18 protein-coding genes are annotated in these 22,616 nt (G+C 59.7%); 8 read left to right on the top strand and 10 right to left on the bottom strand.

Going from position 1 to position 22,616, the window contains the following annotated elements; all coding sequences use genetic code 11:
- The 3 genes from ACILSL_RS04580 to ACILSL_RS04590 all read right to left on the bottom strand — a co-directional run bounded on the left by ACILSL_RS04580 (window position 1) and on the right by ACILSL_RS04590 (window position 4,367).
- Window positions 1-693 (bottom strand): Fe2+-dependent dioxygenase, encoded by a 693-nt coding sequence (locus ACILSL_RS04580; protein WP_395730821.1) that lies wholly within the window; start codon window positions 691-693, stop codon window positions 1-3.
- Between the two features lie 20 nt (window positions 694-713).
- Entirely contained in the window at window positions 714-2,978 is a 2,265-nt protein-coding gene (locus ACILSL_RS04585; RefSeq protein WP_395730822.1) for a TonB-dependent receptor, read from the bottom strand.
- A 291-nt stretch (window positions 2,979-3,269) separates the two neighbouring features.
- Window positions 3,270-4,367: a tetratricopeptide repeat protein gene (locus tag ACILSL_RS04590; RefSeq protein WP_395730823.1), complete on the bottom strand. Its 1,098-nt coding sequence runs from the start codon at window positions 4,365-4,367 to the stop codon at window positions 3,270-3,272.
- Between the two features lie 143 nt (window positions 4,368-4,510).
- Here ACILSL_RS04590 and ACILSL_RS04595 point away from each other — a divergent pair, with 143 nt between their 5' ends.
- Genes ACILSL_RS04595 through ACILSL_RS04615 form a run of 5 tightly spaced genes read left to right on the top strand, consistent with a single transcriptional unit; the run spans window position 4,511 to window position 8,331 of the window.
- Window positions 4,511-5,344, top strand: a complete 834-nt coding sequence (locus tag ACILSL_RS04595) for a TonB family protein (protein ID WP_395730824.1) — start codon at window positions 4,511-4,513, stop codon at window positions 5,342-5,344.
- A gap of 34 nt (window positions 5,345-5,378) precedes the next feature.
- Complete coding sequence (locus ACILSL_RS04600) at window positions 5,379-6,020, top strand: MotA/TolQ/ExbB proton channel family protein (RefSeq protein WP_395730825.1); 642 nt, start codon at window positions 5,379-5,381, stop codon at window positions 6,018-6,020.
- Window positions 6,021-6,027: 7 nt separating this feature from the next.
- Window positions 6,028-6,456, top strand: a complete 429-nt coding sequence (locus ACILSL_RS04605; RefSeq protein ID WP_395730826.1) for an ExbD/TolR family protein — start codon at window positions 6,028-6,030, stop codon at window positions 6,454-6,456.
- A gap of 3 nt (window positions 6,457-6,459) precedes the next feature.
- Entirely contained in the window at window positions 6,460-7,005 is a 546-nt protein-coding gene (locus ACILSL_RS04610) for a hypothetical protein (protein WP_395730827.1), read from the top strand.
- Window positions 7,006-7,050: 45 nt separating this feature from the next.
- Window positions 7,051-8,331: an MFS transporter gene (locus tag ACILSL_RS04615; protein WP_395730828.1), complete on the top strand. Its 1,281-nt coding sequence runs from the start codon at window positions 7,051-7,053 to the stop codon at window positions 8,329-8,331.
- 18 nt (window positions 8,332-8,349) lie between these two features.
- On the opposite strand, the gene ACILSL_RS04620 is transcribed toward ACILSL_RS04615, so the two are convergent.
- Entirely contained in the window at window positions 8,350-9,219 is an 870-nt protein-coding gene (locus tag ACILSL_RS04620) for an FHA domain-containing protein (RefSeq protein ID WP_395730829.1), read from the bottom strand.
- 114 nt (window positions 9,220-9,333) lie between these two features.
- Here ACILSL_RS04620 and ACILSL_RS04625 point away from each other — a divergent pair, with 114 nt between their 5' ends.
- Entirely contained in the window at window positions 9,334-9,618 is a 285-nt protein-coding gene (locus ACILSL_RS04625) for a hypothetical protein (RefSeq protein WP_395730830.1), read from the top strand.
- Window positions 9,611-10,156, top strand: a complete 546-nt coding sequence (locus tag ACILSL_RS04630) for an NUDIX domain-containing protein (RefSeq protein ID WP_395730831.1) — start codon at window positions 9,611-9,613, stop codon at window positions 10,154-10,156. Before ACILSL_RS04625 ends, ACILSL_RS04630 begins: the two co-directional genes overlap by 8 nt.
- Here ACILSL_RS04630 and ispG read toward each other — a convergent pair.
- On the bottom strand, window positions 10,110-11,891 hold the full coding sequence (gene ispG / locus ACILSL_RS04635; RefSeq protein ID WP_395730832.1) for a (E)-4-hydroxy-3-methylbut-2-enyl-diphosphate synthase: 1,782 nt from the start codon (window positions 11,889-11,891) through the stop codon (window positions 10,110-10,112). The genes ACILSL_RS04630 and ispG overlap by 47 nt on opposite strands.
- 336 nt (window positions 11,892-12,227) lie before the next feature.
- Between ispG and ACILSL_RS04640 the strand changes: the two genes are divergently transcribed.
- Window positions 12,228-13,436, top strand: a complete 1,209-nt coding sequence (locus tag ACILSL_RS04640) for a S1C family serine protease (protein WP_395730833.1) — start codon at window positions 12,228-12,230, stop codon at window positions 13,434-13,436.
- A 22-nt stretch (window positions 13,437-13,458) separates the two neighbouring features.
- Here ACILSL_RS04640 and ACILSL_RS04645 read toward each other — a convergent pair whose 3' ends face one another.
- The 5 genes from ACILSL_RS04645 to ACILSL_RS04665 all read right to left on the bottom strand — a co-directional run bounded on the left by ACILSL_RS04645 (window position 13,459) and on the right by ACILSL_RS04665 (window position 22,285).
- A complete protein-coding gene (locus ACILSL_RS04645) occupies window positions 13,459-15,807 on the bottom strand; it encodes a ComEC/Rec2 family competence protein (protein ID WP_395730834.1) in 2,349 nt (782 codons plus the stop codon).
- A gap of 30 nt (window positions 15,808-15,837) precedes the next feature.
- Entirely contained in the window at window positions 15,838-16,479 is a 642-nt protein-coding gene (locus ACILSL_RS04650) for a tol-pal system YbgF family protein (protein ID WP_395730835.1), read from the bottom strand.
- Between the two features lie 69 nt (window positions 16,480-16,548).
- On the bottom strand, window positions 16,549-17,967 hold the full coding sequence (locus ACILSL_RS04655; RefSeq protein ID WP_395730836.1) for an efflux transporter outer membrane subunit: 1,419 nt from the start codon (window positions 17,965-17,967) through the stop codon (window positions 16,549-16,551).
- A complete protein-coding gene (locus tag ACILSL_RS04660) occupies window positions 17,960-21,097 on the bottom strand; it encodes an efflux RND transporter permease subunit (RefSeq protein WP_395730837.1) in 3,138 nt (1,045 codons plus the stop codon). The genes ACILSL_RS04655 and ACILSL_RS04660 overlap by 8 nt, the downstream gene beginning before the upstream one ends.
- 114 nt (window positions 21,098-21,211) lie before the next feature.
- Window positions 21,212-22,285 (bottom strand): efflux RND transporter periplasmic adaptor subunit, encoded by a 1,074-nt coding sequence (locus ACILSL_RS04665; protein ID WP_395730838.1) that lies wholly within the window; start codon window positions 22,283-22,285, stop codon window positions 21,212-21,214.
- Window positions 22,286-22,616: the final 331 nt, after the last annotated feature.

The following is a 22,616-nucleotide window of genomic DNA, read 5'->3' on the forward strand; positions in this document are numbered from 1 at the left end:
TTACATTTCCGCCCACTGGCGCAGCAGGTTGTGGTAAACGCCGGTGAGCTGCACGCCGGTCTGTTCGGCCACGGAGTTGTTTTTGAGATCGCGGCCCAGGCGCTGGATGGCGAGATCGAGATCAAACAGGAGTGACCGCTGACCATTGTCACGGATCATGCTTTGCAGCCAGAAGAAGGAGCAGATGCGGGCCCCGCGTGTCACCGGGGTGACGTGGTGCAGGCTGGTCGAAGGATAGAGCACCATGTGGCCGGGGGGAAGCTTCACACGCTGTACGCCGTAGGTGTCCTCGATGCACAGCTCCCCGCCATCATACTCCTCCGGACCGGCGAAGAACAGCGTGGCGCTGAGATCTGTGCGGATGCGGACGGGCATGGTGGGATGCTGGCGGATGGCATTGTCCACATGGGTGCCGAAGGACTGGCCTCCGGTGTAGCGATTGAACAGCGGCGGGAAAATCCGCTGCGGCAGGGCGGCGGCGTGAAAGAGTGGATTTTTAGACAGGGCGGTGAGGATCATCTCCCCGAGCTCTCGCGCGGCGGGGCTGTCTTCGGGAAGCTGCATGTTGTCCTTGGCCTTGGCAGATTGGTAACCAGCGGTGCCTTTGCCATCCACCCATTCGGTGGAGTCCAGGAGCTGGCGCGCATGAGCGACCTGCTCAGGGGTGAGTACATCGGGAATTGCGATAAGCATGATGAGAAGAAGTGAAGGGGTTAAAACTTGATGCTGGCGGTGAGTGCTGCGGAGCGTCCCGGACCGGGGACGAACTGCCCGCCGCCGACGCTGCCGACGTAGCGTTCGTTGGCGAGATTGTAGATGTTCAGGCGGAGGCTGATTTTCTCGGAGAACTTGTAGCTGACCATGGCGTCCATGGTCCAGTAGCCCGGAGCGGTGCGGGCGCTTGCGGAAGAGTCGTTGCTCGTGCGCTCGCCCATATACTGGGCACCGAAGCCGACCTGCGCTTTTTCCAGGAGGCTGTAGGTGGTCCAGAGGTTGAAGGTCTGGGGTGGTGCATTCGACAAGGACTGACCGACTGCAGCAGCGGTGGTGGAGGCTTTGGTCTCGCTCTCCATGATGGCGTAGCCTGCGAAGACCTGCCAATTTTTGGTGATGCTGCCGGTCATGCTGAATTCGATGCCCTGGACCAGCTGATCCCCGCCCAGAGTGGTGATGCCGGAGGCATCGGTGGTGCGGGCGTTGGTTTTCTCGGAGCGGAAGAGGGCGGCCGTGAGCGACAGGCGTTCCTTGAGGACATCCCATTTGGTGCCGAGCTCGAAGGTGGCGGTTTGTTCGGGGTCCAAAGTGGATGTGGCGGCGGTGAGGCCCAACCCCGCGCCTGAAGCGCCGTCGATGGTGGGATTGAAGGAAGTCCCGTAGCCGAAGTAGATGCTGCCCTGCTTCACGGGCTTGTAGATGAGCGCGAGCTTGTAACTGAAGAGGTCGTCAGCGTTGGCGTAGCCGGGCACGTTGCCGGGCAGGCTAACGGTGGCGTACATGTGGTCATAGCGGAGGCCGCCGCTGAACTCCCAGTGTTTGCCGAGCTTCATGGTGTCGAACACATAGGCGGAGCAGGTGTACAGATACGCCTCGGTGGGGGCCGGAAGCCCGGGATAGGTGGAGCCGGTGAAGTCCTGCGCGCCAGCCGGGGGGAAGGAGCTTGGAGAATACATGACGCTGGGGTCATACAAATCGGTGAGGGTCGCGACGCCGGCGGCGTTGGCATTCTGCTGATGTTCGAGATAAAACTCCATGCCAGTGACCAGTGCGTGCTTGATCGGGCCGGTGGAGAAGTCGGCCACGAAATTGGTCTGGTTGCCGAACATCTCGGTGAACTGCTGACGGCGCTGGAGCTGGCGGTTCAGCACGGTGGTGTACTGATTGCCAGCGGCCGCACTGGTGTCGCGGAGACGCGGTGCTGTACTCACGGAGTCGCGGTGGCTGCGCGAGTAGCGTGTGATATTGCGCACGCGTGCGTGGTCGGAGAAATCGTGTTCGAGGATCGCCGTGAAGTGATCGGTCTGGATCTTTTCATAGTCCACGCCGGGGATGCCGTAGAAGGTGTTGAAGCTGACGCCCGGCGGTGGCTGGTTCTGGTAGCCGGCGAGTGCGGCGCCTGAGCCGCTGAAGGTGCCGTTGTTGGGGATCCAGGGCAGGCCGTAGTCGGGGACGTTGCTTTCCTCCAGCCGCTGGTAATTGAGCATGAAGCGTGTGTCGGTGCCAAGGCCGGTGCCCAGCGATGCGGCGATGCCGTAGCGCTCTGAGGAGACGTTGTCACGTCCGGGTGTGTCGGCGTTATGGTACATGGTGTTGAGGCGGAAAGCCGTGTGCTCAGAGAGCTTCTGGTTCACATCCACCGTGCCGCGGTAGAGACTGCTGGTGCCGCCGCTGACCGTGGTGAGAACGGAGTCCGTCAGGTTGGCCATCTTGCTGACGGTGTTGATGGAGCCCCCGGTGGAGCCACGGCCGACGGTGGAGGAGGAGGGGCCTTTGGTGATTTCGACCTGCTCCGTATTGAAGGGGTCGCGGTTGTAGTTGGCGTAGTCGCGCACGCCGTCGAGGTAGATGTCACTGCGGGCGCTGAAGCCGCGGATGGAGAGGTTGTCTCCGGAGACTGCACCGCCTTCACCTGCTTGCATGGAAATGCCGGGCGTGTTTTTCAGCACATCGCGCAGGCTGAAAGCGCCCCGGTCTTCGATGACCGCCTTGGGAATGACCGTGATGGTCTGCGGGATGTCGCGCAGCGGCTCGGTGTACTTGGGGGACTGAAGGCGCTGGGGATTGTAAACCGAGCCAGTCGCTTCGATAAGGACTTCGGGCATCTCGGTGGGAATTTCTTCGAGCTGGGGTTTGAGCGTGCCGGGGGCGGCGGTTTGGGCGCTCAGGCTGCCAGCGGCACACAGAAGTGAGGTGACCGAGAGAGTCTTGGGGCTTGTTTTGCGAGCAGCGCGGTGGAAGCGGGAGGCGAGTTCGTGGGGCATAAATGTCTGGTGAAGTGATGGCTAGTTAATGCTAATGAGATTCGATTTCATTATGTAATTGCGATTAAGTCTCAGTTTCAAATGCGGTCAAACAGGGAAACTAGAAACTTTTTGCTCAAAACGTGCGGTCTTTTGTGGTCTCCCGGAGACTGGAAATGGGCCTTGGGAGGCAGTGCTGCGCCGCCGAGGCCCATTTCCTCGCCGTCCACCGTCTGACTGCCTGTGTTTGTGGTGACGTTGGTTTTTTCCTTCCCAGTGCCGCCAGCAGCGCCAGGACAGAAACCAACCTGCTTAAACTTGAGTGGAACGCTTTTTGATCCGCTCTGCAGCCTTGCTAAGAGATTCCAGCACGTCGATCAATCGGTCCATTTTTTTTAATCCCAGATCCAAGGGGCCGCGCCGCCGCATTTCCGCAGCCGCCAGATCCAGGGCTTCAAGCCCAGCCTGATACAGGTCGTCAGCTTTGGCCAGCATGGGAGAGCCTTGTTCGGGATCGAGCACATCGAGCAAAAACTCCGCCATGAAATGGGGCTGGTAAGCGAGGAGCAGAGAACAGCCATAGCGGAACAGTTCGTGCCGCAAGGCACGGAAGTGAGCAGGCATGCCGAGTTCCTCCCATATGGCCGTGAGGTGCAGGGCTTCGTCCACCTTGTCCGTGGCCTGCATGATCCAGTCATCCGCACGGCGGGTGTCCACCGGAGGAGTTTCCAGAAGCATGGCCACGGCGTGGCAGAATGCATGACGTGCTTTCAATCCGGTCTCGGCAGCTTGAAGGACCTGGTGCTCTGTGGGGTGGCACAAGGCTAGCACCGCTTGAGCGACTTCAAGCACCTCAAGGGGGCGGGGAGGTGAAACTTCGAGCAGCAATGCAGCGCGATTGAGCAGCAAAGCCGGCAGAAGCGCCGGGTTGACGGGGAGTCGGGCCGTCACACTTTGTTCGATCACTGCATTGGCGAGGTCCAGAGAAACAAGCGCGGCAGCCACGCTTTCAGGCGTGGCTTGCGCCCGCAGAGCCAGTGAGCGGTTCATCCACGCCAGCGCCAGCCGTCCGCGATACTGGGAGTCTTCTTCCTGCGGCAGCTTTTGCAGGTGAAAGATGGCTTCGTCGAAGCTCTGCACCGCCGCGATCAGGTCGGACGGGCTTCCCAGTCGCGTGAGCACATCCCCCCGGTTCATCCAGCAGGCTGTGAGCAGCCAGCGGAACCAGGAACTCTCCTCAAACGGCAGCGTGCGACGTATCTCCAGCGCCTGCTCAAAGCAGTGGAGAGCTTCCGACAGAGCAGAGGGATTGCTGGCGGAAAGCAGGGCGATACCGCGCTTCATCCAGACTTTGGCCACTGCGTTGCGGTCTTCTGGGGAGTCCTCGTTGGTGACTGGGCTGGGCGGCATTCGGCAGGGGGTTGGTGAGCAATTGGGGCATTATTAACAGCAAGATGTGAACAATGATGCGACTGAGTCGCAATTGCAAGTTGACACGCCAATCTTACGTTTCATCCTCCAATTCTACCCTGCCTTGTGCAATGACCTCCTCCATGCTAAATCCTCTGCCCGCCATGGGCTACGACCACGCCAAGCCTAGATCCTCTGCTGCTGTTGTTTCAGCAGCGTCGGTGGTGCGCCGTGGCAGCAGCCTCGCACGGGTGATTATTACGCTTTCATGGCTCGTGGGCATCACGGGGAGCTTTTTGACGGTGGGGGTCATCGGCATGTTCGCCGCCGATTTGCCGCCGATTCATCTGAAAACGCTGGAAGACCTCGATGAATCCACTGAGCTGCCGATGGTGGAAACCTCCATGGCCGAGCTGCTGGCGATGGAGGCCAATGAAGAGCCATCCGCTGAAATCGAGCCCGTGCTGCCGGTGGAGATTCCTGAGGCCATTGAGACACCGCCGGAAACGCTTGATCTGCCGGAGATCGCCGAGGCGATGACAATGGAGGACGTTTTTGCCATCCCCACCGCGCCGAAGATTGAGGATGCATTGCGTCCCGTCGACCCCGTGAAGCGGCAGACGCCCACGTCTCCATCGCGCCCGAGCAGCGCTCCGGTGGCCAGCAGCGGGGGCACACGCTCCGGCACATCGCAGGCAGGCACCGCCGGCGGCAGCGGTACCTCAGGCAGCGGCGGCAAAGGCAAATTTCCGCAGCCCTCCTACCCGGATTTTGCACGCAGTTCCGGCATGCAGGGAACCGTGCGCCTGAGCATCAGCGTGGGGCCTTCGGGATCGGTCGAGGGCGTCAGCGTCATCGGCAGCACCGGGTTCAGTTCCTTGGACGAGTATGCGGCCTCATGGGTGCGCCGCAACTGGCGCTGGCCTGCAGGCGCGTCACACCGCTACACCCTGCCGCTCACCTTCCGTCTGAATTGAAACAGTTTCTCATCCGCCATCTCCGATTCTAATCATGCCCATACTCGCCAACGCTGTCGTCGATCTCTTTCACAAAGGGGGACCCATCATGTATCCCATCGCAGTGGTCACGGTTGTGGCTGTCTGCATCTTTGTGGAGCGTGTGTTCTGGTGGCTGCGCTTTACCGCCAAGCGCTCCACCAAGCAGCTGGATGAAGTCTATGAAAAACTGGAGGCGGGAGACCTCACGAAAGCCATCGCGATTTCCGCCAGCTCGGGTGATCCTGTGGTGCGCATGATTCATCACGGGCTCAATCACCGCCACACCAGCATGCAGGGTGCGCTGGAAGTGGCTGCCGGGCAGGAACTGCGTGACGCCGGCCGCTACCTGAGTGCGATGGACACGATCGTCACGCTCGCGCCGCTGCTTGGGCTGCTTGGGACCGTGACCGGCATCATGGGCAGCTTCACCAGCATCGGTGGCAGCGAACTCGCGGTGGAAAAGGTCACGGGCGGCATTGGCGAGGCGCTCATCGCCACGGCAGCCGGCCTCGGCATCGCTATCGGCACGCTGGTGCCGATGAACTACTTCCATGCACGCCTTGCCGCTCTGAAGTTTGACCTCGAAGCCGCAGCCAACAACGTGCTGATTCTTGCTGTGCAGCACGGATTTGACAAAGCCACTCCGAAGGCCTGATCCCACCGTGAAACTACATTCGCCATTGCCCGAACGAAAGACGCGGCTGGAAATCATCCCGCTCATTGACGTGATGTTCTTCCTGCTGGCCTCCTTCATGATGGTCAGCCTCACCATGAGCAAGCAGCAGACCATCAAGGTCAACCTGCCCGTCGCCTCTTCTGCGCAGTCCGACTTCAAGCCGGACATGATCAACCTCGCGGTGAACGCCACGGGGGATGTGTTTTTCGACAAGACCGCCACCACACTGCCTGAAATGGATCGCAAACTGGCCGAGCGTTTCGGCAAGGACCCAGCCACGCCGGTGTACATCAGCGCCGATCAAAACACGAGGTACGCCGATCTCGTGAAAGTGCTCGATGCCGCGAAGCGGGTGGGCTTCACCAAGGTGGCCTTCAACGTCAAACCTGCGAATGCGGCCAAGCCGTCCCTCTGACCCATGAAGCGCCTGCTCACCACGCTGCTGGTTGTCATCTCGCTGGGGCTCTGCGCCGTTTGCATCGTGCAATGGCAGCGCGAGGACCGTCTGCGCGGTCACATCCTGGATCTCGTCAAACGTCTCGAAGCTGAAAACAGCCTGCGCATCGAAGCGGAGCGCAAGGTGCGGGAGTATGAAAAGGAGATCGCCCGTCTGACGGAACTGCGCGCTGAAGTGGAGGCCCGGCTGGTCGAGGTCTCCCGTGAATACAAAGATCTTTCCGCCGACTCCGTGGCACGCGGCATCACCATCGCCATCTACATGCGCGAGCTGCGGCAGCTTCAGCATGGCCTTGAGGCGACGCAGCTCGCGTTTGGCAAGGGCGCGGATGCAATCAAAAGCCACAACAGCGTCGTCACCACGCAGAACAGCGCGATGGAGAAGCAGAACGAGCTGCTCAAGCAGCTGGTGGAGGAGCGCAATGACGCGATCTCGAAGCTCAATGCCCGTACGAGGGAGTTCAACGAACTGGTGGAGAAGTACAACAAGCTGGCGAAGAGCCGGTGATCCGTGCTTGCCATTCCGGCCCGGCTGCGAAAGACTCGCGCCCGCATGAGCCACCCAGCCACTCCTGACATCACCCGTCTGCGCGACCTGTCGCCGCAACAACGCCGTTCCGGGCTCGCCGCATGGCTGGGCTGGATGTTTGACGGCCTCGACATGCATCTCTACACGCTGGTGGCGACGGCCTTTGTGGCGCAGCTGATGATGGTGCCGGAGGACAATCCCACGGTCGGCATGCATGGCTCCATCATTCAGGCCGCGTTCCTGGTCGGCTGGGCGGTGGGTGGCGCGTTCTTTGGCCGCATTGGCGATGTGCTGGGCCGCAGCCGGGCGCTGACGCTCACGATTTTGACCTATGCCTGCTTCACGGGTCTGTCCTTCTTTGCTCAGACGTGGTGGCATCTCATGATCTTCCGCTTCCTTGCAGCGCTGGGCATCGGCGGTGAGTGGGCGGTGGGCGCCTCGTTGCTTTCGGAGACGTGGCCGAAGAAATGGCGCCCATGGATTGCCGCCACGCTGCAAAGTGCGGTGAACTGCGGTGTGCTGCTGGCGTGCTTTGCCGGATACCTGCTGGCGGGCCGGGAGCCGCGCTACATTTTCCTCATCGGGATTCTGCCGGCATTGATCACGCTGTGGATTCGCAAAGCGGTGCCGGAGACTGAGGAGTGGACGCAGGCCCGTGAGGGCCAGGCGGTGCCCAAGATCGGCGATCTCTTCAGCCCTGCTGTGCGCGGGGTGACGTGGCGAGTGATGCTCATCTGCGCCGTGTCATTGACTGCGCACTGGACCTTCCTCTTCTGGCAGCAGAAGCATGTGCTGAGCCTCGCTGAAGTCGCTTCGCTGGACAAATCTGGCAAGGATGCCGCTGTCGTCACGGCGCTGATGTGGATCATGTTTGGCTCGCTGATCGGCAACTTCCTCAACGGCGGTCTGGCGAAGATCTTTGGGTATCGCAACACCATCGTCGGCATGATGCTGGCCTACTTTGCCATCATGTATCTCTCCTTCTCCCAGGTCTGGAGCTGGGAGGCCACGAAATGGCAGTTTGCCATCATTGGGGCCTGCCAGGGGGTGTTTGGCCTCTTCACCATGTGCCTGCCGCCGCTGTTTCCCGTGCTGCTGCGCACGACAGGCTCCGGCTTCTGCTACAACATCGGACGAATCGTCGCTGCAGGTGGCACGGTGTTTTTTGGCATCTTTGTGAAGGTCGGAGACTTCCGCACCGCGCTGCTTTACGCCGGTTTTCTGTTCATTCCCTCCGCTGCTGTGGCGATGCTGCTGCCGTCTGAGCCGGAGCAGGCCGATGGCACGGCGAGTGCGGTGGATTGATGAAGGGGGCTCGCCGCTTCACGCGACCAGTGTGTAAAAGGGGTAGGTCTTCGAAAAGCCTTCCACGGCGCATTCGCACACAAGCCGAACTTCCTTCTCCGCCACCATGCGTTTGACGGCGGCTTCGGTGAAGAGGACTTTTTGCTTTTGCGTGGCAGCCACTTTTTCGACGCGGAAGACGAAGTTCACCTCGGGGCCGTGGAGGTTGAGCTCATTCATGGTCGGCACGGTGCCGAGCATGGCGGGGCCGAAATGCAGCACGAAGCGGAAAGGTGGATTGGCCGCGAGCTGGGCTTCATGCAACCTGGACACGGCCTGGCGCACCTGGATGGCGCTGTCCTCGGTATCGTCCCAGTAGCAGAAGAATCCGTCGCCGAGATATTTGGACATGTGGCCACCGCATTCGTCGATGATTTGTCGGCAGTTCTTGAACCAACTGCCGGTCATGCGTGGGAACTGCGCACCGGGGAGTGTTTGTGAGAGCTGGGTGGAGCCGATGATGTCCGCCACCATGAGCCAGCACTGCGCCTGGCGGATGTGGATCATGGTCGAGTCCATGACCTGCTGGCCCACCGGATGCATGGCGCTGAGGATCTCGAAGGAAAACTCCAGTTCGTTGCTGGCGACGCGGATGATGTCCCCGTTGTGCAGACGCACCGACTGTGAAATGCGGCGGCCGTTGACATAGGTGCCGTTTGCGCTGCCGAGATCGACCAGCCAGTATTCGCGTTCTCCCTGCGCCTGGATGATTGCGTGGCGGCGCGAGACTTCGCTGTCGGCCAACGGGATGGAATTGTCCGGCGCACGGCCGATGGAGCAGGTGCCGTTCAGATCATGACGCTCCCCGTTGGGAAGGCGCAGCCAAGACTGAAGGAGGTTGGTACTCATGCTCAGAATTAACGTGAATTCTGACAAATCATGTCAACCAAGCCAAGAAGCGTTATCGAGAATTATATTCTGGCGTGACCTTGCCCGCGAGAGTTTGGCGGGGAATGTTTATGCATGAACGAAGAGGTCCCGCTGTCACTGCATGCCGTGTTTAACTATGGCGAGGCCGGGCTGTGGCTCATTATTGCGCTGGCTCTGGCCCTGCGGCTGAGGATGAAGCGGCCCTGGCGCTGGCTGCTGCCCGTGGCCTTTGCGTGCTTTGGTGTCTCAGATCTCATCGAGGTGCAAACGGGGGCGTGGTGGGAGCCTTGGTGGCTTTTTGTGCTGAAAGCCGCGTGTGTGCTGGTGTTTCTGCTGGCATGGAATGCGCATCGGCGGCAGGGAAAGGCTCATGGCTGAATCCCCCTTCAAATTTTGCAGCGACTGCGGCAAGGACGACTGGATACCCAAGAGTGACCGCGAGTTTGTCTGTGTCGCCTGCGGCTTTCGTCATTTCATCACGCCGATCCCGGCCGCTGTGGCTCTCCTTCTCGATGCGCAGGATCGTGTGCTCATCATTCGTCGCGCGCATGAGCCTGGCTTCGGCCTGCTAGGCCTGCCGGGCGGTGTCATTGAGCCTGAAGAAAGCGGCGAGATGGCCGCCGCAAGAGAAACGCATGAAGAGGTGGGCATTGAACTGCCGGCGAGCGCCTTCACCTACCTCTGCACGCTCAACAATCGCTACCTGTTTCAAGGCTACAGCTGGCCCACGCTGGATCTCTGCTACATCGCTCGCGTGCCGGACTTCAGCAACGTGGTGATGCAGGCCTCGGAGGTGTCGGAGTTTCTGGCCTGCCCGCTGGATGAAGTGCCGCTGGGTGAGTTCGCGTTTGAGTCAAATGCGGAGGCGGTCAGGCGGTGGCGGGCGGTGCATCAAACCAGCGGCCGTGTTCCTTGATGAGGTCGATGAGGCGCTCGACGGCTTCGCCTTCGGGGATGTTGAACTTCACGGCGGTCTTGCCGACGTAGAGATTGATCTTCTCGGGGGCGCCGCCGACGTAGCCGAAGTCGGCGTCGGCCATTTCTCCGGGGCCGTTGACGATGCAGCCCATGACGGCGATGCGCACGCCTTTGAGGTGACCGGTGGCGGCGCGGATTTTCTGCGTGGTTGTTTGCAGGTTGAAGAGCGTGCGGCCGCAGCTCGGGCAGGCGACGTAGTCGGTCTTGAAAATGCGGACACCGGCGGCCTGCAGGATGTTGTAGCTGATGCGCAGGGCCTGGCCGGGGGCGGCTTCGCCGTTGACGATCACGGCATCGCCAATGCCATCGCACAGGAGCGAGCCGATGTTGGTGGCGGCGGTGAGGAGGTTCTCGGTGAAGTCATCGCTGCCGGTGGATTGCAGGGTGTCCTTGAGCAGGATTGAATGACGTGGCTGCAGCTTGGCGGCGAGCAGACGGTATGCGGCGATGACGGGCAGCTTGAGGCCGTCTTTGACGGTGACGAGCTTTGCCTCGGCGCTCTCATAGAGGCTGGCGATGGCGGCATCGTCACGCGGGTCGATCTCAATGACGCCGCTGTCTTCGAGGACGACCTCGGGCTTGTAGTCGCCCAACTTGTCGATCTTGTGAGCGACGGCGTCCCATTTCGTGCGTGTGGTGAAGACGGGCACGGTTTCATGACCGCCAGCCTTGACGCCGTTGATCGTGAGAACTTCGGTCTCGCGGCGCACGTAGTCGAAGGGATCATAGCTCACCTGCGGTGCATTTGAAATGTGCTCGAACTGAGCGGGCAGGCCTTCGTTGTAGGGCTTCACGAGCTGCTGAGCCACGGGGATCTCGAAGATGGCGTCTTCGGTCAAGGAGACGCGCACGGTGTCTCCAATGCCGTCTGCCAGCAGGGAGCCGATGCCGATGGCACTCTTGATGCGGCCGTCTTCGCCATCTCCCGCTTCGGTGACGCCGAGGTGGATGGGATAGTTCCAGTCGGAGCCGAGCTGATTGAGATGCGCGACGAGCAGGCGGTAGGCCTCGATCATGACCTTCGGATTGCTGGCCTTCATCGAGAAGAGGAAATTGTGGTAGCCCTGCGCACGGGCGATGCGGGCGAACTCGAGGGCGCTCTCGACCATGCCGAGCGGTGTGTCGCCATGGCGGTTCATGATGCGGTCGCTCAAAGATCCGTGATTGGTGCCGATGCGCATGGCGCGGCCCAGACGAAGGCAGTCCTTCACCAGCGGCACGAACTGCTCTTCCATATAGGCCACTTCAGCGGCGTACTCGTCATCGGTGTATTCTTTGACGGCGAATTTCTTTTTGTCGGCATAGTTGCCGGGGTTCACGCGGACTTTTTCGACCCACTTCACCGCTTCCATGGCGGCGTCAGGCTTGAAGTGGATGTCGGCGACCAGCGGGACATCGCAGCCGGCGGCACGGATGCCATCGCGGATGTGCTGGAGGTTTTCGGCGATGACGCGGGTCTGGGCGGTGACGCGGACGATCTGGCAGCCGGCTTCGGCGAGGCCCAGTGCTTCTTTGACGCAGGCCTCGGTGTCGCGTGTATCACTGGTGAGCATGCTCTGAACCACCACGGGCGCGCCGCCACCGATCTGGACGTTTCCAACCAAAACAGGGCGTGTTTCGCGGCGTTGGTAATTGTAGAGGTCGGGACAGTAGCGGAGCAGGGGGGAGGACATGGCGGGGAGTTAGAATGCCGGATTGCCGCCGCGACGCAAACGGGAAGCCACGGGGGGAGGCAAGGCATTGCAAGTTTCTTACATGGGCCTCGCTGATCAAAAGAAGAATGCTGCCACCCGATCCAATATGGAAAATATTGTTGTTATCGACGATCGCAGGCCTGTTTTGAAGCTTCTTTTTACCCTTTGCCGGGTTGGAGGCGATCCGTGAGATGGCTCCAGATCTGGCACTGGTGGATCGCAGGCTCGGTGACGTCGATGGACTGATGGGCTAGGCGGGAAGGGGCACTTAACATTGAACTTTGAAGTTCGCAGCCGTTGGCGCATTGGTGCCGCATGGAAAACCTCCGTCGTCTGCTTTTTGCCCTTTCCGTGTTCGTGCTGGCCGCGCTGCTGTTTGCGTGGTGGCGTCACGGGAGGGAGGGCTATGGAGTGCTCAATTTGTTGAAGGGGGAAAAGCCGGGACCCACGGCACTCACGCCACCGAAAAAGCCCAAACTCGCGCTGGAAGAGGTGCCCATGCTAAGCCGGCTGAATGACGAGTTTTCCAAGATTTCCGCCACCGTGCTGCCGTCCGTGGTCAGTGTCACCACCAAGACGGTGCGTCCGGGGAAGAGCAGCTGGCATTCCTACTATGGCTTTGTCGGCCCCCGTGATCAGGTCGTGCCTAGCCTCGGGTCCGGGGTGATCATCAGCAAAGAGGGGCATGTGGTCACTAACTACCATGTCATCGAAGGCGTGCAGGCGGCGGACATCCAGATCACCACGAATGCCAATAAAAGCTATCTGACGCTCATTCTTGGAGTCAACAAAGAGCGGGACATCGCCCTGCTGAAAATTGACAGTCCGCGTCTTGATTTTCCTGCGTTGAGCTTTGCCAATTCAGATGATGCCCGCGTGGGGCAGATCGTGCTCGCGGTGGGCAATCCCTTTGGTCTCAGCGGCACGGTGACGCAGGGCATTATCAGTGCGCGCGACCGCCATCTCAGCGACAGCCAGTTTGACTACCTGCAAACGGACACCGTGATCAATCCCGGCAACTCCGGGGGACCGCTGGTGAACATTCGCGGCGAGATCATCGGCATTAACGTCGCCATTTATCGGGGGGACGCGACGGTGAGCGCCTGGCAGGGAGTGGGACTCGCCGTTCCATCCAATGAAGCCAAAATGGTGGTGGACGATATTCAGGCCAGGCTGAAGGAAAGTGCGAAACAGGCGAATGGTGTGACCACTTCAACAGGAAAGGGCTACCTTGGCCTCGAAGTCAGCAGCGAACCTGTGGAGATCGACCCTGTGTGGGGCACCTCACGGCGTGGTGCGCTGGTGACGGACATCGGAGACAAATCACCAGCGGCTGAAGCAGGGCTGCGCCAGGGAGATGTGGTGACGAAGTTTCAGGGCATGGCCTTCCGCTCTCCGGCAGATTTGCTGCAGATCATCCGCACCCAGCCACCCGGCAGTGAAGTGAAGCTGGAAGTCATCCGCAACAACAAGATGGGCGACATCATTGCCCGGCTTGGGGCCAGGCCGGATGCGGAGCCGTAGCCTTGGAAGAAGTGCTTTCACTTCAGTGCTGTTTCAGCACGAAGCGCTGTTTGCTGCGGTTGGTGACGATGCGCAGTTCGTCTTGGTGAAACTGCAGGTCGATGCTGCCAGTGCTCCAGGTGTCGAGCAGCGGAATATTCTGTGCTTTGGCCCGGTGGACCAGTGAATCTGGCAGGGCTGTTTCGACTGCACGTGCATCACTTCCGCTGAGAATGATCTGTGGTCGGGCCTTGAGCAGGAATTCCGCGCTCATGGAGAGATCCACCTCATGCTGGCTGCGGATCAGCACATCGCAGTGCAAATCCTCGGAGCTGGAGCAGAGAGCTTTTTCAGCGCGCCAGCCGGTATCGCTCAGCCATAGCACGCGCCAGGGGCCGAGCTGGACCCGCAGCACCATCGCACGATCATCTGCCCGGTCGTTTTGCACCTGCTGCGTCGGGTACAGCACCATGGCTCCAATCTGGAAATCCTTGGCATCGGAGAGAGTGACTCGTTCATCGACGTGCAGTTTGCGCAACGATGGCGGGTGGGATTCATCGAGCAGGCGTCGCAGTGCGGAGCGTGTGGAGTCACGCCTCCCCGGCTCCTGGGTGCTGCAAAACAGTGTGGGCGCATCAAACGTTGTGATGACCTGGCCGATGGCGCCGATGTGGTCGGCGTCGTTATGACTCAGGAAGACGCCTGCGAGAGCATCCACGCCGTGGGAATGCAGATACGGACGCAGCACGCGGCGGAAGCTGGCCTCACTGCCCGTGTCAAACAGCCAGTGGTTCGTGCCGATGCGCAGATGATTCGACGCGCCACCGTGCGGAAGTTCCAGCACGTGCCAGGCGGCGGGTGCTGGGGTGAGGGACGTGCCGGGGTGAAAATGAAAATTCGCACCGGGCAGGTCGGCGAACCACATGGCGCTGGCGATCATTGCCTTCGCCAGCGCCCAGTTGACGTTGTTGAAGATGATTTGGGCGCCCGTCAAATGCAGGGCCGCTGCGCACAGGCTCAGGCAGGTGGCACCCAGACACAGGGACGAGAGCGGAACGAGCACGCAGTTGGCGATCACCGCCACCGGGGTGATTGATTGAAAATGACCGAGGATGAACGGCAGACTGCCGACCCATGCGGCAAAGGACACGCTCAAGGTGGTCGCGAGCCACAGTCTGCATTTGCTCCAGGAACGCTGCGACCAGCTGGCGAGCGGGGGTGGCAAAAAGGGATCGAGCCGGGTGAATGGCAGCAGTCTTTTGAGCAAGGGTGCGGTGCCTAGGGTGCTGAGCCACAGGACGCCGAACGAGAGCTGAAACCCCGGCATGAAAAGCTGATTCGAGTCGGTGGCCAGCAGCAGCAGTGCAGCGGCGCCGAGGCTGTTTTGCAGAGACGATTCACGGTCCATCAACGTGGCGCTCATGTAGATGGCCACCATGAACGCAGCGCGTGCCGCCGAGGGGCGCCAGCCGGTGACAAAGGCATAGGCAAACACGACGAAAATAACAATCCACAGCGACATGCCGCGCGGTGTTCCGGTCTGCCGCATCAGCATGAGCACGATGACGCCGAGGAGGCCCACATGCAGGCCGCTGACAGCAAAGACATGCAGCGTGCCGCTGTTGCGAAACGCATCTTCGATTTCATCATCCGCCTCGGCCGAGACTCCCAGCGCCATGGCACGGAGCACGGCGACGGTTTGCGGGTCTTCTTCGAGATCCTGGGTGAGCTGTGTGCTGATCCAGCGCCTGCAATTTTCCGCACGCTCCAAAAAGGCGCACCACCATGCCTCGCCACTGCCGCTGAGGCGCTGCATGTGGTCGATGTCAAAACGGGCCACGCGCCCCATGCGCAGGGAGTACTCCTGTGCGTCGAAGGTGCCAGGATTGGAGGCGGTGCGAGGCAGGTAAATGCTGCCGCGGAGTTCAAACATCCCAGCGCCTGGAAAGCGCACGCCTTTGGGCAGCCGCACGAGCAACGATGCGGTTTGTTCGATCACGATCCCTGCTGCTGGAATCTCGATTTTCTGCGTGGTGCAGAGCGCATGGGTGCGCTCGTCCGGCGAGGTGTCGAATTCTGGCAGCAGGCTGCCGCGAATCGTCGCTGGCACCGGCTTGTCCAGCTGCTGGAGGGCCAGGCGCAGCGGGTGGTGGAATGTTTCGTCCATGCGCGAGGCATGGATGAACGCGAAGACCAGCGCTGCGCCGGGGAGCAGCAGCCATGCACGCCCGTTGATGAGCGCCACGCCAAGCAGCGCCGCTGTGACCGTGAGGAGCCACCCGCCATGCGCGGGCAGCCATCCCATCTCAGCGGCGAGGATGCCGCCTAAGGCCGCAAGCGCCAGCGTCAGCAACGGATTGACCCGGGTCCAAAGCTGGAGCTTCTCGAGCATCGGCTGCTGGTATTGAAACGATCAGGCCTTCTATGAGCCGGCGGCGACCGACTTGGTGCGCTGCTCCATCAGCAGCTTGTACTGCATTTGTTCGAGTTCACTCATGCGGTGGTGCGCATTGGCACTGTGACGGGTGTTTGGGAAGTTACCGATGATCTGTTCCAGCATGTCGCGCGCTGCTTCAAAATCATGCCGGTGAGTCAGATGCACGTCGGCAATGCGAAACATGATGAAGGCGGCATCATCGACCGGCCAGTCCTTGCTTTGCAGATGCTCTTCCAGCACTTTCAATGCGGTTTGTGGATCATGCAGACGCTCAGCATGGATCTTGGCGATTTCAGCGACAGGGAAGGGGTCGTCAGGCTTTTCTTCGAGCATTTTTTCATAGTGCTCGATTGCTCCGGGGTAGTCGCCCTGGGCGATGCGGGCTGCTGCTTTGGTCATGTGATCCTGCTCCACCTTCTCGCCGGACGAGAAGACGGCCTCCCCCATCAGATCTCCAAGCCATGGGATGAAATACTTCACGGCCAGGAGCCCGCCTGACAGTCCCAGCAAAATCACAAACACGAGCTTCATGCCGTCCCCGGCATCCTTCACGAAGCTCCAGATCAAAGCGATGACCAAAAGTACGAGCGTGATGACACAGATGCGGATGACGATGGCAGTGTTCATATTCGGGATGTGAGACGAGGCTATCAAAACGCCTGTCTGCCGCCAAGCACGAAATTGGCGGCCATCTCGTCAGCCTCCTCCCAGGGCACGATACAGATTGGCCTGCACCTGAAACTGCCGCTTGGTCACACCGATCAGCTGCAGCCGCGCCTTCAGGGCGTTCTGCTGCGCATTGAGCACCTCGATGTAGGTGGCCCGGCGTGTGCGGAACAGGTCGGACGCCGTGCCGACAGATTCGATGAGGAGGTGCACCTCCTTGGTCTTCAGCGCCTGGAGATCCTTTAAAATGCGGATGAAGGCCAGCTGGTTGTGCACCTCCACGTAGCCGTTCACGATGGACTGCTGATAGGTGTTGAGCGCTTCCAATTGGGCGGCATTGGCGTGATCAAACTCGGCTTGAATCGCCTTGCGATTGATCAACGGGGCCACCAGTCCGCCCAGTGCTGAGTAGGTGGCGGAATGGACGTTGAGCAAAAGATTGCTTTGGAAGGCCTGGAGACCCAGCACGCCATTGATGGACACCGAAGGCAGGAAGGCCGCCCTGGCCGCCTTCACATCGGCTTTGGAAGCCACGAGTTCGAATTCCGCCCGGCGGATGTCGGGCCGGTTTTTGAGCATGTCAGACGGCACACTGGAGGACAACTGCGGCAGTTTGGAGTTCATCAGGGACGACCGGTTGCGTGCGATGGGCCGCTGCGGATCACCCAGCAGGGTGCAGATGATGCCTTCCTGCTCCACGATCTGCTGCTGAGTGTCCAGCCGCATGCCCTGAAGGTTGAACAAGAGCGCCTCGAACTGCTGAACGGCCAGTTCATTGGCGGACCCTGCCTGTTTTTGGGTCTGCACCGTCTCCAGAGCATCACGCTGGATTTTGATGGTCTCATCGATGTTGGTGATCTCGGCATCCAGGGCCAGCAGTTCGTAGTAGGCGGTGGCCAGTTCGGCGATCAGATGTGTCTGCACCAGATTCCTGCCTTCCACGCTGGCGAGCAGGCGTGCGGTGGCGGATGCTTTTTTGCTCCGCAGTTTTCCCCAGAGATCTATTTCCCAGCTCGTCTGCAAACCGATGGTGTAGTCCTGAATGTCCCGCGGGACGATGCGCCCGTCATAGATGGGTGTGGTGCTGTTGCCGGCGCCGTCCATGGTGTAGAGGCCAAAACGTTGAACCCCAGCGCCAGCCACGCCTGAGACCCTGGGGGCCAGCACACTGCGAGCGGCGGTGATTTGAGCCTTTGCCATCTCAATGCGCTGGAGCGCAATTTTGAGGTCGCGGTTGTTGTCCAGGGCCTTGTCAGTGAGGGCCTGCAACCGGGGATCAGTGAAGTGTTTCCGCCACTGGCTGACGCCGGTGAATGAAGCGGTTTTGTCCGGTGACTGCTCCGCTTTTTTGCCATGGCGGCGCAGATCTTCGCAGCTGGTGAACGTCAGCGTCATGAACGAAATGCAGGCGCTCAGGAACGGCCAGTTTAGGTGCAGGGTCTCACGCATGTTGCGGTGCTTCGGGTGATTTGGGTTTCAGTGTGAGGGAGGCAAAAATGACGTAGAGTCCAGGAATGATCAGCATGCCGAACACGGTGCCGAAGATCATGCCGCCGACCGCTGCGGCACCGATGGTGCGATTGCCGGTGGCCCCGACGCCAGAGGCCAGCATGAGCGGACTGAGCCCGGCGACAAAAGCGATCGAAGTCATGAGGATCGGGCGCAGGCGGGAGGTTGCGCTCTCTACGGCCGCACGCAATGGGGAGCGGCCTTCATGCTGCCGCTGGATGGCAAACTCAACGACCAGGATCGCATTCTTCCCGAGAAGGCCGATCAGCATGATCATGGACACCTGTGAATAGATGTTGTTTTCCAGACCCATCGCCAGCAGCAGCGCAAACGCGCCAACCAGTCCCGTGGGCAGTGAGAGAATGACCGGCAACGGGAGAAGAAAGCTTTCGTACTGGGCGGCGAGCAGCAGATAGACAAAGGCCAGACAGATCATGAAGATGAACACCGCCTGATTCCCCGCCTGAATCTGATCCCGGGTGATGCCCGCCCAGTCGATGCCAAAACCTTGTGGCAGCTTTTCCTTGGCCGTTTCCTGGATGGCCTGGATGGCGGCGCCGCTGCTGAATCCGGCTGCGGGTTCGCCATTGATCTCAGCCGAATTGAACATGTTATAGCGTGTGACCTGGTCCACCCCATAGACTTTTTCCAGCTTCACAAATGTATCGAGCTTCACCATCTCCCCGAGTTTGTTTCGGACATGGAGTTTCAGGATGTCCTCCGGTCGTGCGCGATACTCCGGCAGCGCCTGTACGATGACCTTGTACAACTGCCCGAAGCGAATGAAATTGGTCGCATAGTTGCTGCCAAGCAGGGTTTGCAGCGTGCTCATCACATTGTGGGTGGTCACGCCCTTTTGCGCGGCAATGTCGCTGTCCACATGCAGCAGGTACTGTGGGAAGCTGGCGTCGAAACTGGTGAAGGCGTTTGCGATCTCGGGCCGTGCCTGCAGATCGGCGATGAACTTTTCGGTCACGCTTTCCATGGTTTTGAAATTGCCGGCCCCGGTGCGGTCCAGCAGTCGCAGCTCGAATCCGCTCGCGTTGCCGTAGCCCGGGACGGCGGGGGGGGAGAACAGCTCGATCTCGGCGTCTTTGATGTGCCGGGTTTTGCGGAGGAGTTCAGCCATCACTGTGCTGACAGATTCGGTGCGTTCATTCCATGGGGTCAGGTTGATCAGGCAGGCGCCATACGTTGCGCCGCTGGCGTCGGTGATGATGTTGGTGCCCGCGAGCGTGGAGACCGAGGCGATGGCGGGAATCTCTTTGCAGCAAAGCTGGATCTCATCCACTACGGCCTTGGTGCGTTCCAGCGTCGAGCCAGCGGGGGTGGTGACACCCACGTAAAACGCTCCCTGATCCTCACTGGGAATGAAGCCGGAAGGCAGTCTGCCACCCACCAGCACCATGGCGGCGCAGAAGCCCAGGAGGACACCCCAGCTCAGGAGACGCCTGCTAGCCAGTGCAGTGATCCAACGGGTGTACACGCCGGAGACCCGGTTATAGCTGCGATTGAAGAGGCCGAAGAAGCTGTTTAGAAGGTTCTTCTTTTTGGGCGTGTGATGCATGTTTTTCAACATCAAGGCGCAAAGCGCAGGTGTGAGCGTGAGCGCGACCACGCCGGAGAGCACGATAGCAATCGCCATCGTGAGGGAGAACTGCTGGTAGAAGATGCCCGAGGGGCCTGACATGAAGGAGGCGGGTACAAAGACGGCGGCCATCACCAGCGTGATGGCAATGATGGCTCCGCCGATCTCGTTCATGGCCTCCTCGGTGGCCTGGAGCGGCCCTAATCCCGTGCTTTCCATCTTCGCATGCACCGCCTCCACGACCACGATGGCCCCGTCCACCACGATGCCGATGGCCAGCACCAGGGCCAGCAGCGTGATCAGGTTCAGCGAAAAGCCCAGCAACTGCATGAAGAAAAAGGTGCCAATCAAGGAGACGGGCACGGCAATCACCGGGATCAGGGTGGAGCGCCAGTCCTGAAGGAAAATAAACGTGACCAGCGACACGAGCAGGAAAGCCTCCGCGAGCGTGCGCATCACCTCATGCAGCGAGGCGTCAAGAAAGCGCGAGACATCATAGCTGATGTCATAGTCCATGCCCTGCAGAAAGGTGGCCTCTTTGATCTCGGCCATGCGCTGCTTGATGCTGGCGATGACCTCGTTGGCATTGGAACCTGGCAGTTGCTTCAGCATCAGCGCCGCCGTGGGCCTGCCGTTGAACCGCGTCACCGCGTCGAAGTAAAGGGTGCTGAATTCAACCTCGGCGATGTCGCGGATGCGCAGTACCTGGCCCTCGTCCGTGGAGCGGATGGGGATTTTTTCATAGTCTTCCTGGCTCCGATATTTGCCAGCATAGCGCACCACATACTGCAGGTGCGGCTCGGTCTTGTCCGAGCTTTCACCCACCTTCCCAGGCGCGGCCTCGACGTTCTGCTCTTTCAAGGCCTGCAGCACGTCCTCGGTCGAGACGTTGTAGGCCAGCATTTTGTCCGGCTTGAGCCAGATGCGCATGGCGTATTCCCGGACACCAATGATCTTCGCAAAACCCACCCCATCGATTCGTTTTAGTTCCGTAAGAATGTTGATGTCGGCAAAATTGTACAAAAACATTTCATCGAGTTCAGGATTGGTGCTGGTGATGTCGAGATACATCAGCATGGCCTTCTCCTCCTTGGCGATCTGGACCCCGGCCTTGATGACTTCCTCGGGCAGCTCACCCATCATTTTGTTCACGCGATTTTGCACATTCACCGCCGCCACATCCGGGTCGGTGCCTGCTTCAAAGACGATCGAAATGACACCGACACCGTCATTGGCCGCCCGCGAGGACATGTACTTCATGCCAGGCACACCGTTGATCGACCGCTCCAGGGGGACGATGGCGGCCTTGGTCAGAGTCTCGGCATTGGCACCGATGTACTCCACGGTCACGTTCACCTCCGGCGGCGCGATGCTGGGAAACTGGGTGATGGGGAGTTGGTACAAAGCCAGCAGCCCCAGGAAGGTGAGGATGATGGAGATGACCATCGACAGCACGGGTCGGTGGATGAACTGACGGATCATTGAAGCATTCGGTTAGTAGGATTTGGACATGAGCATAGTGATCAGGTGCGGCAAAATATTGCTGCGCCATCCTGACCGCTCGTTCATGAGTGAACTGTCAGAGCCGCTGCCCGCTCATAGGGGGGCAACTTCCTTCTGGAGCTTGAAATCAGGCGCTATCACGTCGCCTTCTTTCACCACCTGAATGCCTTCAAAGATGATGCGATCCGTCGGCAGGAGGCCGGATTCGATGACATAGTGGTTTGACAGCCGCAGCTTGGTGTCGATGCTGCGCAACTGGACGCTGTTGTCAGCGTTAAGCGTGAAGACGCAGGTTTTGTGCTGTACTTCAAAGGTGCATTTCTGTGGTATCACCAGTGCATCCTTCAATTGCGACTGGATGATCACCTTGCCGCTGGAGCCTTGTTTGAGGATGTGCTCAGGGTTGGGGAAACTGGCACGGAAAGCGATGTTGCCGGTGCTTTTGGAGATGACGCTTTCCCAAGTCTGAATCCGGCCTTTGTAATGATGGATTTCACCGTTGGCCAGTTCCAGCAGGACGCTGCCATTTTCACCCAGATCCTTGCGTTTGACCAGATCCAGATACTCGAGCTCCGAGACGTTGAAATAAGCGTACACGTCGCCATCATTGGAGAGCGTGGTCAGCAGATCGTCCTCTGAAATCAAGCTGCCAGCTTTGTTGCGGATGCGGTTGATAATACCATCAAAAGGCGCGCGTACCTCGGCATAGGTGAGCTTGCGCTCGGCATCAGTGACCTCGGTGTCGGCCTCGTCCACTTTGGCCATGGCCGAGTCCAGTCTGGCACGGGCCATCTCCCATTCGGATTTAGAGATGATCTTCTTTTCCAGCAGCAGTTGATTGTTTTTCAGGTCAATTTCCGCCATTTTGGCTTCAGCCTTGGCGCTTTTGAGCCTGGCATTGGCCCGCTTCAATTCCTCCTGAAAGCCCTGGCTGCTGATGGTGAAGAGCACCTGCCCCTCAGTGACACGCTGGCCTTCATCGACGGAGACTTTTTCCAGATAACCGCTTACCCTTGCCCGTAGCTCAATGAAATTGGAGTTCTGAATGCTGGCCACATATTCCTGGCGATGCGGCACATCCATCACGATGCCAGAGGTGACCGGGAAGGACTGGCTTTTTTCATCGTTGTCGGCGGATTTATCCTCATTGCAGGAAGCCAGCAACATCAGGAATGGGAGCGACAGGCAGAGAGAAGTTTTCGAGCCGATCCATCTTTTGATTGTAGGTGTGGATGCGATCATGAAAGTAGTACGGAGCATTTGATGTGCCATCTATCACGACGATCTGTCCGAGTATCGAATCGTTGGGTATGTATCAGTTGGTTTACAATCACTGCGTTGAGTTACGTTTTGGTCTTTAACATGGTCTATTCTATTTTACAGTTGGGATGTCAAACCACGCATTGGCAGGCTGCGGCAGCCGAAGTCAGATCGTCTGCTGTTTGCGCGCTTTACCTGGGAGACAGAACCTGTGGGTGATGACGCATGAAACCGGGCG

It is taken from the genome of Prosthecobacter sp. (assembly GCF_044222345.1).
Classification (GTDB): domain Bacteria; phylum Verrucomicrobiota; class Verrucomicrobiia; order Verrucomicrobiales; family Verrucomicrobiaceae; genus Prosthecobacter.

Coding starts and splice junctions, on each gene's coding strand:
- ACILSL_RS04600 (WP_395730825.1), top strand. CDS start 5,379: ATGCCCATACTCGCCAACGCTGTCGTCGATCTCTTTCACAAAGGGGGA.
- ACILSL_RS04590 (WP_395730823.1), bottom strand. CDS start 4,367: ATGCCGCCCAGCCCAGTCACCAACGAGGACTCCCCAGAAGACCGCAAC.
- ACILSL_RS04645 (WP_395730834.1), bottom strand. CDS start 15,807: ATGCTCGAGAAGCTCCAGCTTTGGACCCGGGTCAATCCGTTGCTGACG.
- ACILSL_RS04585 (WP_395730822.1), bottom strand. CDS start 2,978: ATGCCCCACGAACTCGCCTCCCGCTTCCACCGCGCTGCTCGCAAAACA.
- ACILSL_RS04640 (WP_395730833.1), top strand. CDS start 12,228: ATGGAAAACCTCCGTCGTCTGCTTTTTGCCCTTTCCGTGTTCGTGCTG.
- ACILSL_RS04620 (WP_395730829.1), bottom strand. CDS start 9,219: ATGAGTACCAACCTCCTTCAGTCTTGGCTGCGCCTTCCCAACGGGGAG.
- ACILSL_RS04650 (WP_395730835.1), bottom strand. CDS start 16,479: ATGAACACTGCCATCGTCATCCGCATCTGTGTCATCACGCTCGTACTT.
- ACILSL_RS04630 (WP_395730831.1), top strand. CDS start 9,611: ATGGCTGAATCCCCCTTCAAATTTTGCAGCGACTGCGGCAAGGACGAC.
- ACILSL_RS04580 (WP_395730821.1), bottom strand. CDS start 693: ATGCTTATCGCAATTCCCGATGTACTCACCCCTGAGCAGGTCGCTCAT.
- ACILSL_RS04665 (WP_395730838.1), bottom strand. CDS start 22,285: ATGTTGCTGGCTTCCTGCAATGAGGATAAATCCGCCGACAACGATGAA.
- ACILSL_RS04625 (WP_395730830.1), top strand. CDS start 9,334: ATGAACGAAGAGGTCCCGCTGTCACTGCATGCCGTGTTTAACTATGGC.
- ACILSL_RS04610 (WP_395730827.1), top strand. CDS start 6,460: ATGAAGCGCCTGCTCACCACGCTGCTGGTTGTCATCTCGCTGGGGCTC.
- ACILSL_RS04615 (WP_395730828.1), top strand. CDS start 7,051: ATGAGCCACCCAGCCACTCCTGACATCACCCGTCTGCGCGACCTGTCG.
- ACILSL_RS04660 (WP_395730837.1), bottom strand. CDS start 21,097: ATGATCCGTCAGTTCATCCACCGACCCGTGCTGTCGATGGTCATCTCC.
- ACILSL_RS04655 (WP_395730836.1), bottom strand. CDS start 17,967: ATGCGTGAGACCCTGCACCTAAACTGGCCGTTCCTGAGCGCCTGCATT.
- ispG (WP_395730832.1), bottom strand. CDS start 11,891: ATGTCCTCCCCCCTGCTCCGCTACTGTCCCGACCTCTACAATTACCAA.
- ACILSL_RS04595 (WP_395730824.1), top strand. CDS start 4,511: ATGCTAAATCCTCTGCCCGCCATGGGCTACGACCACGCCAAGCCTAGA.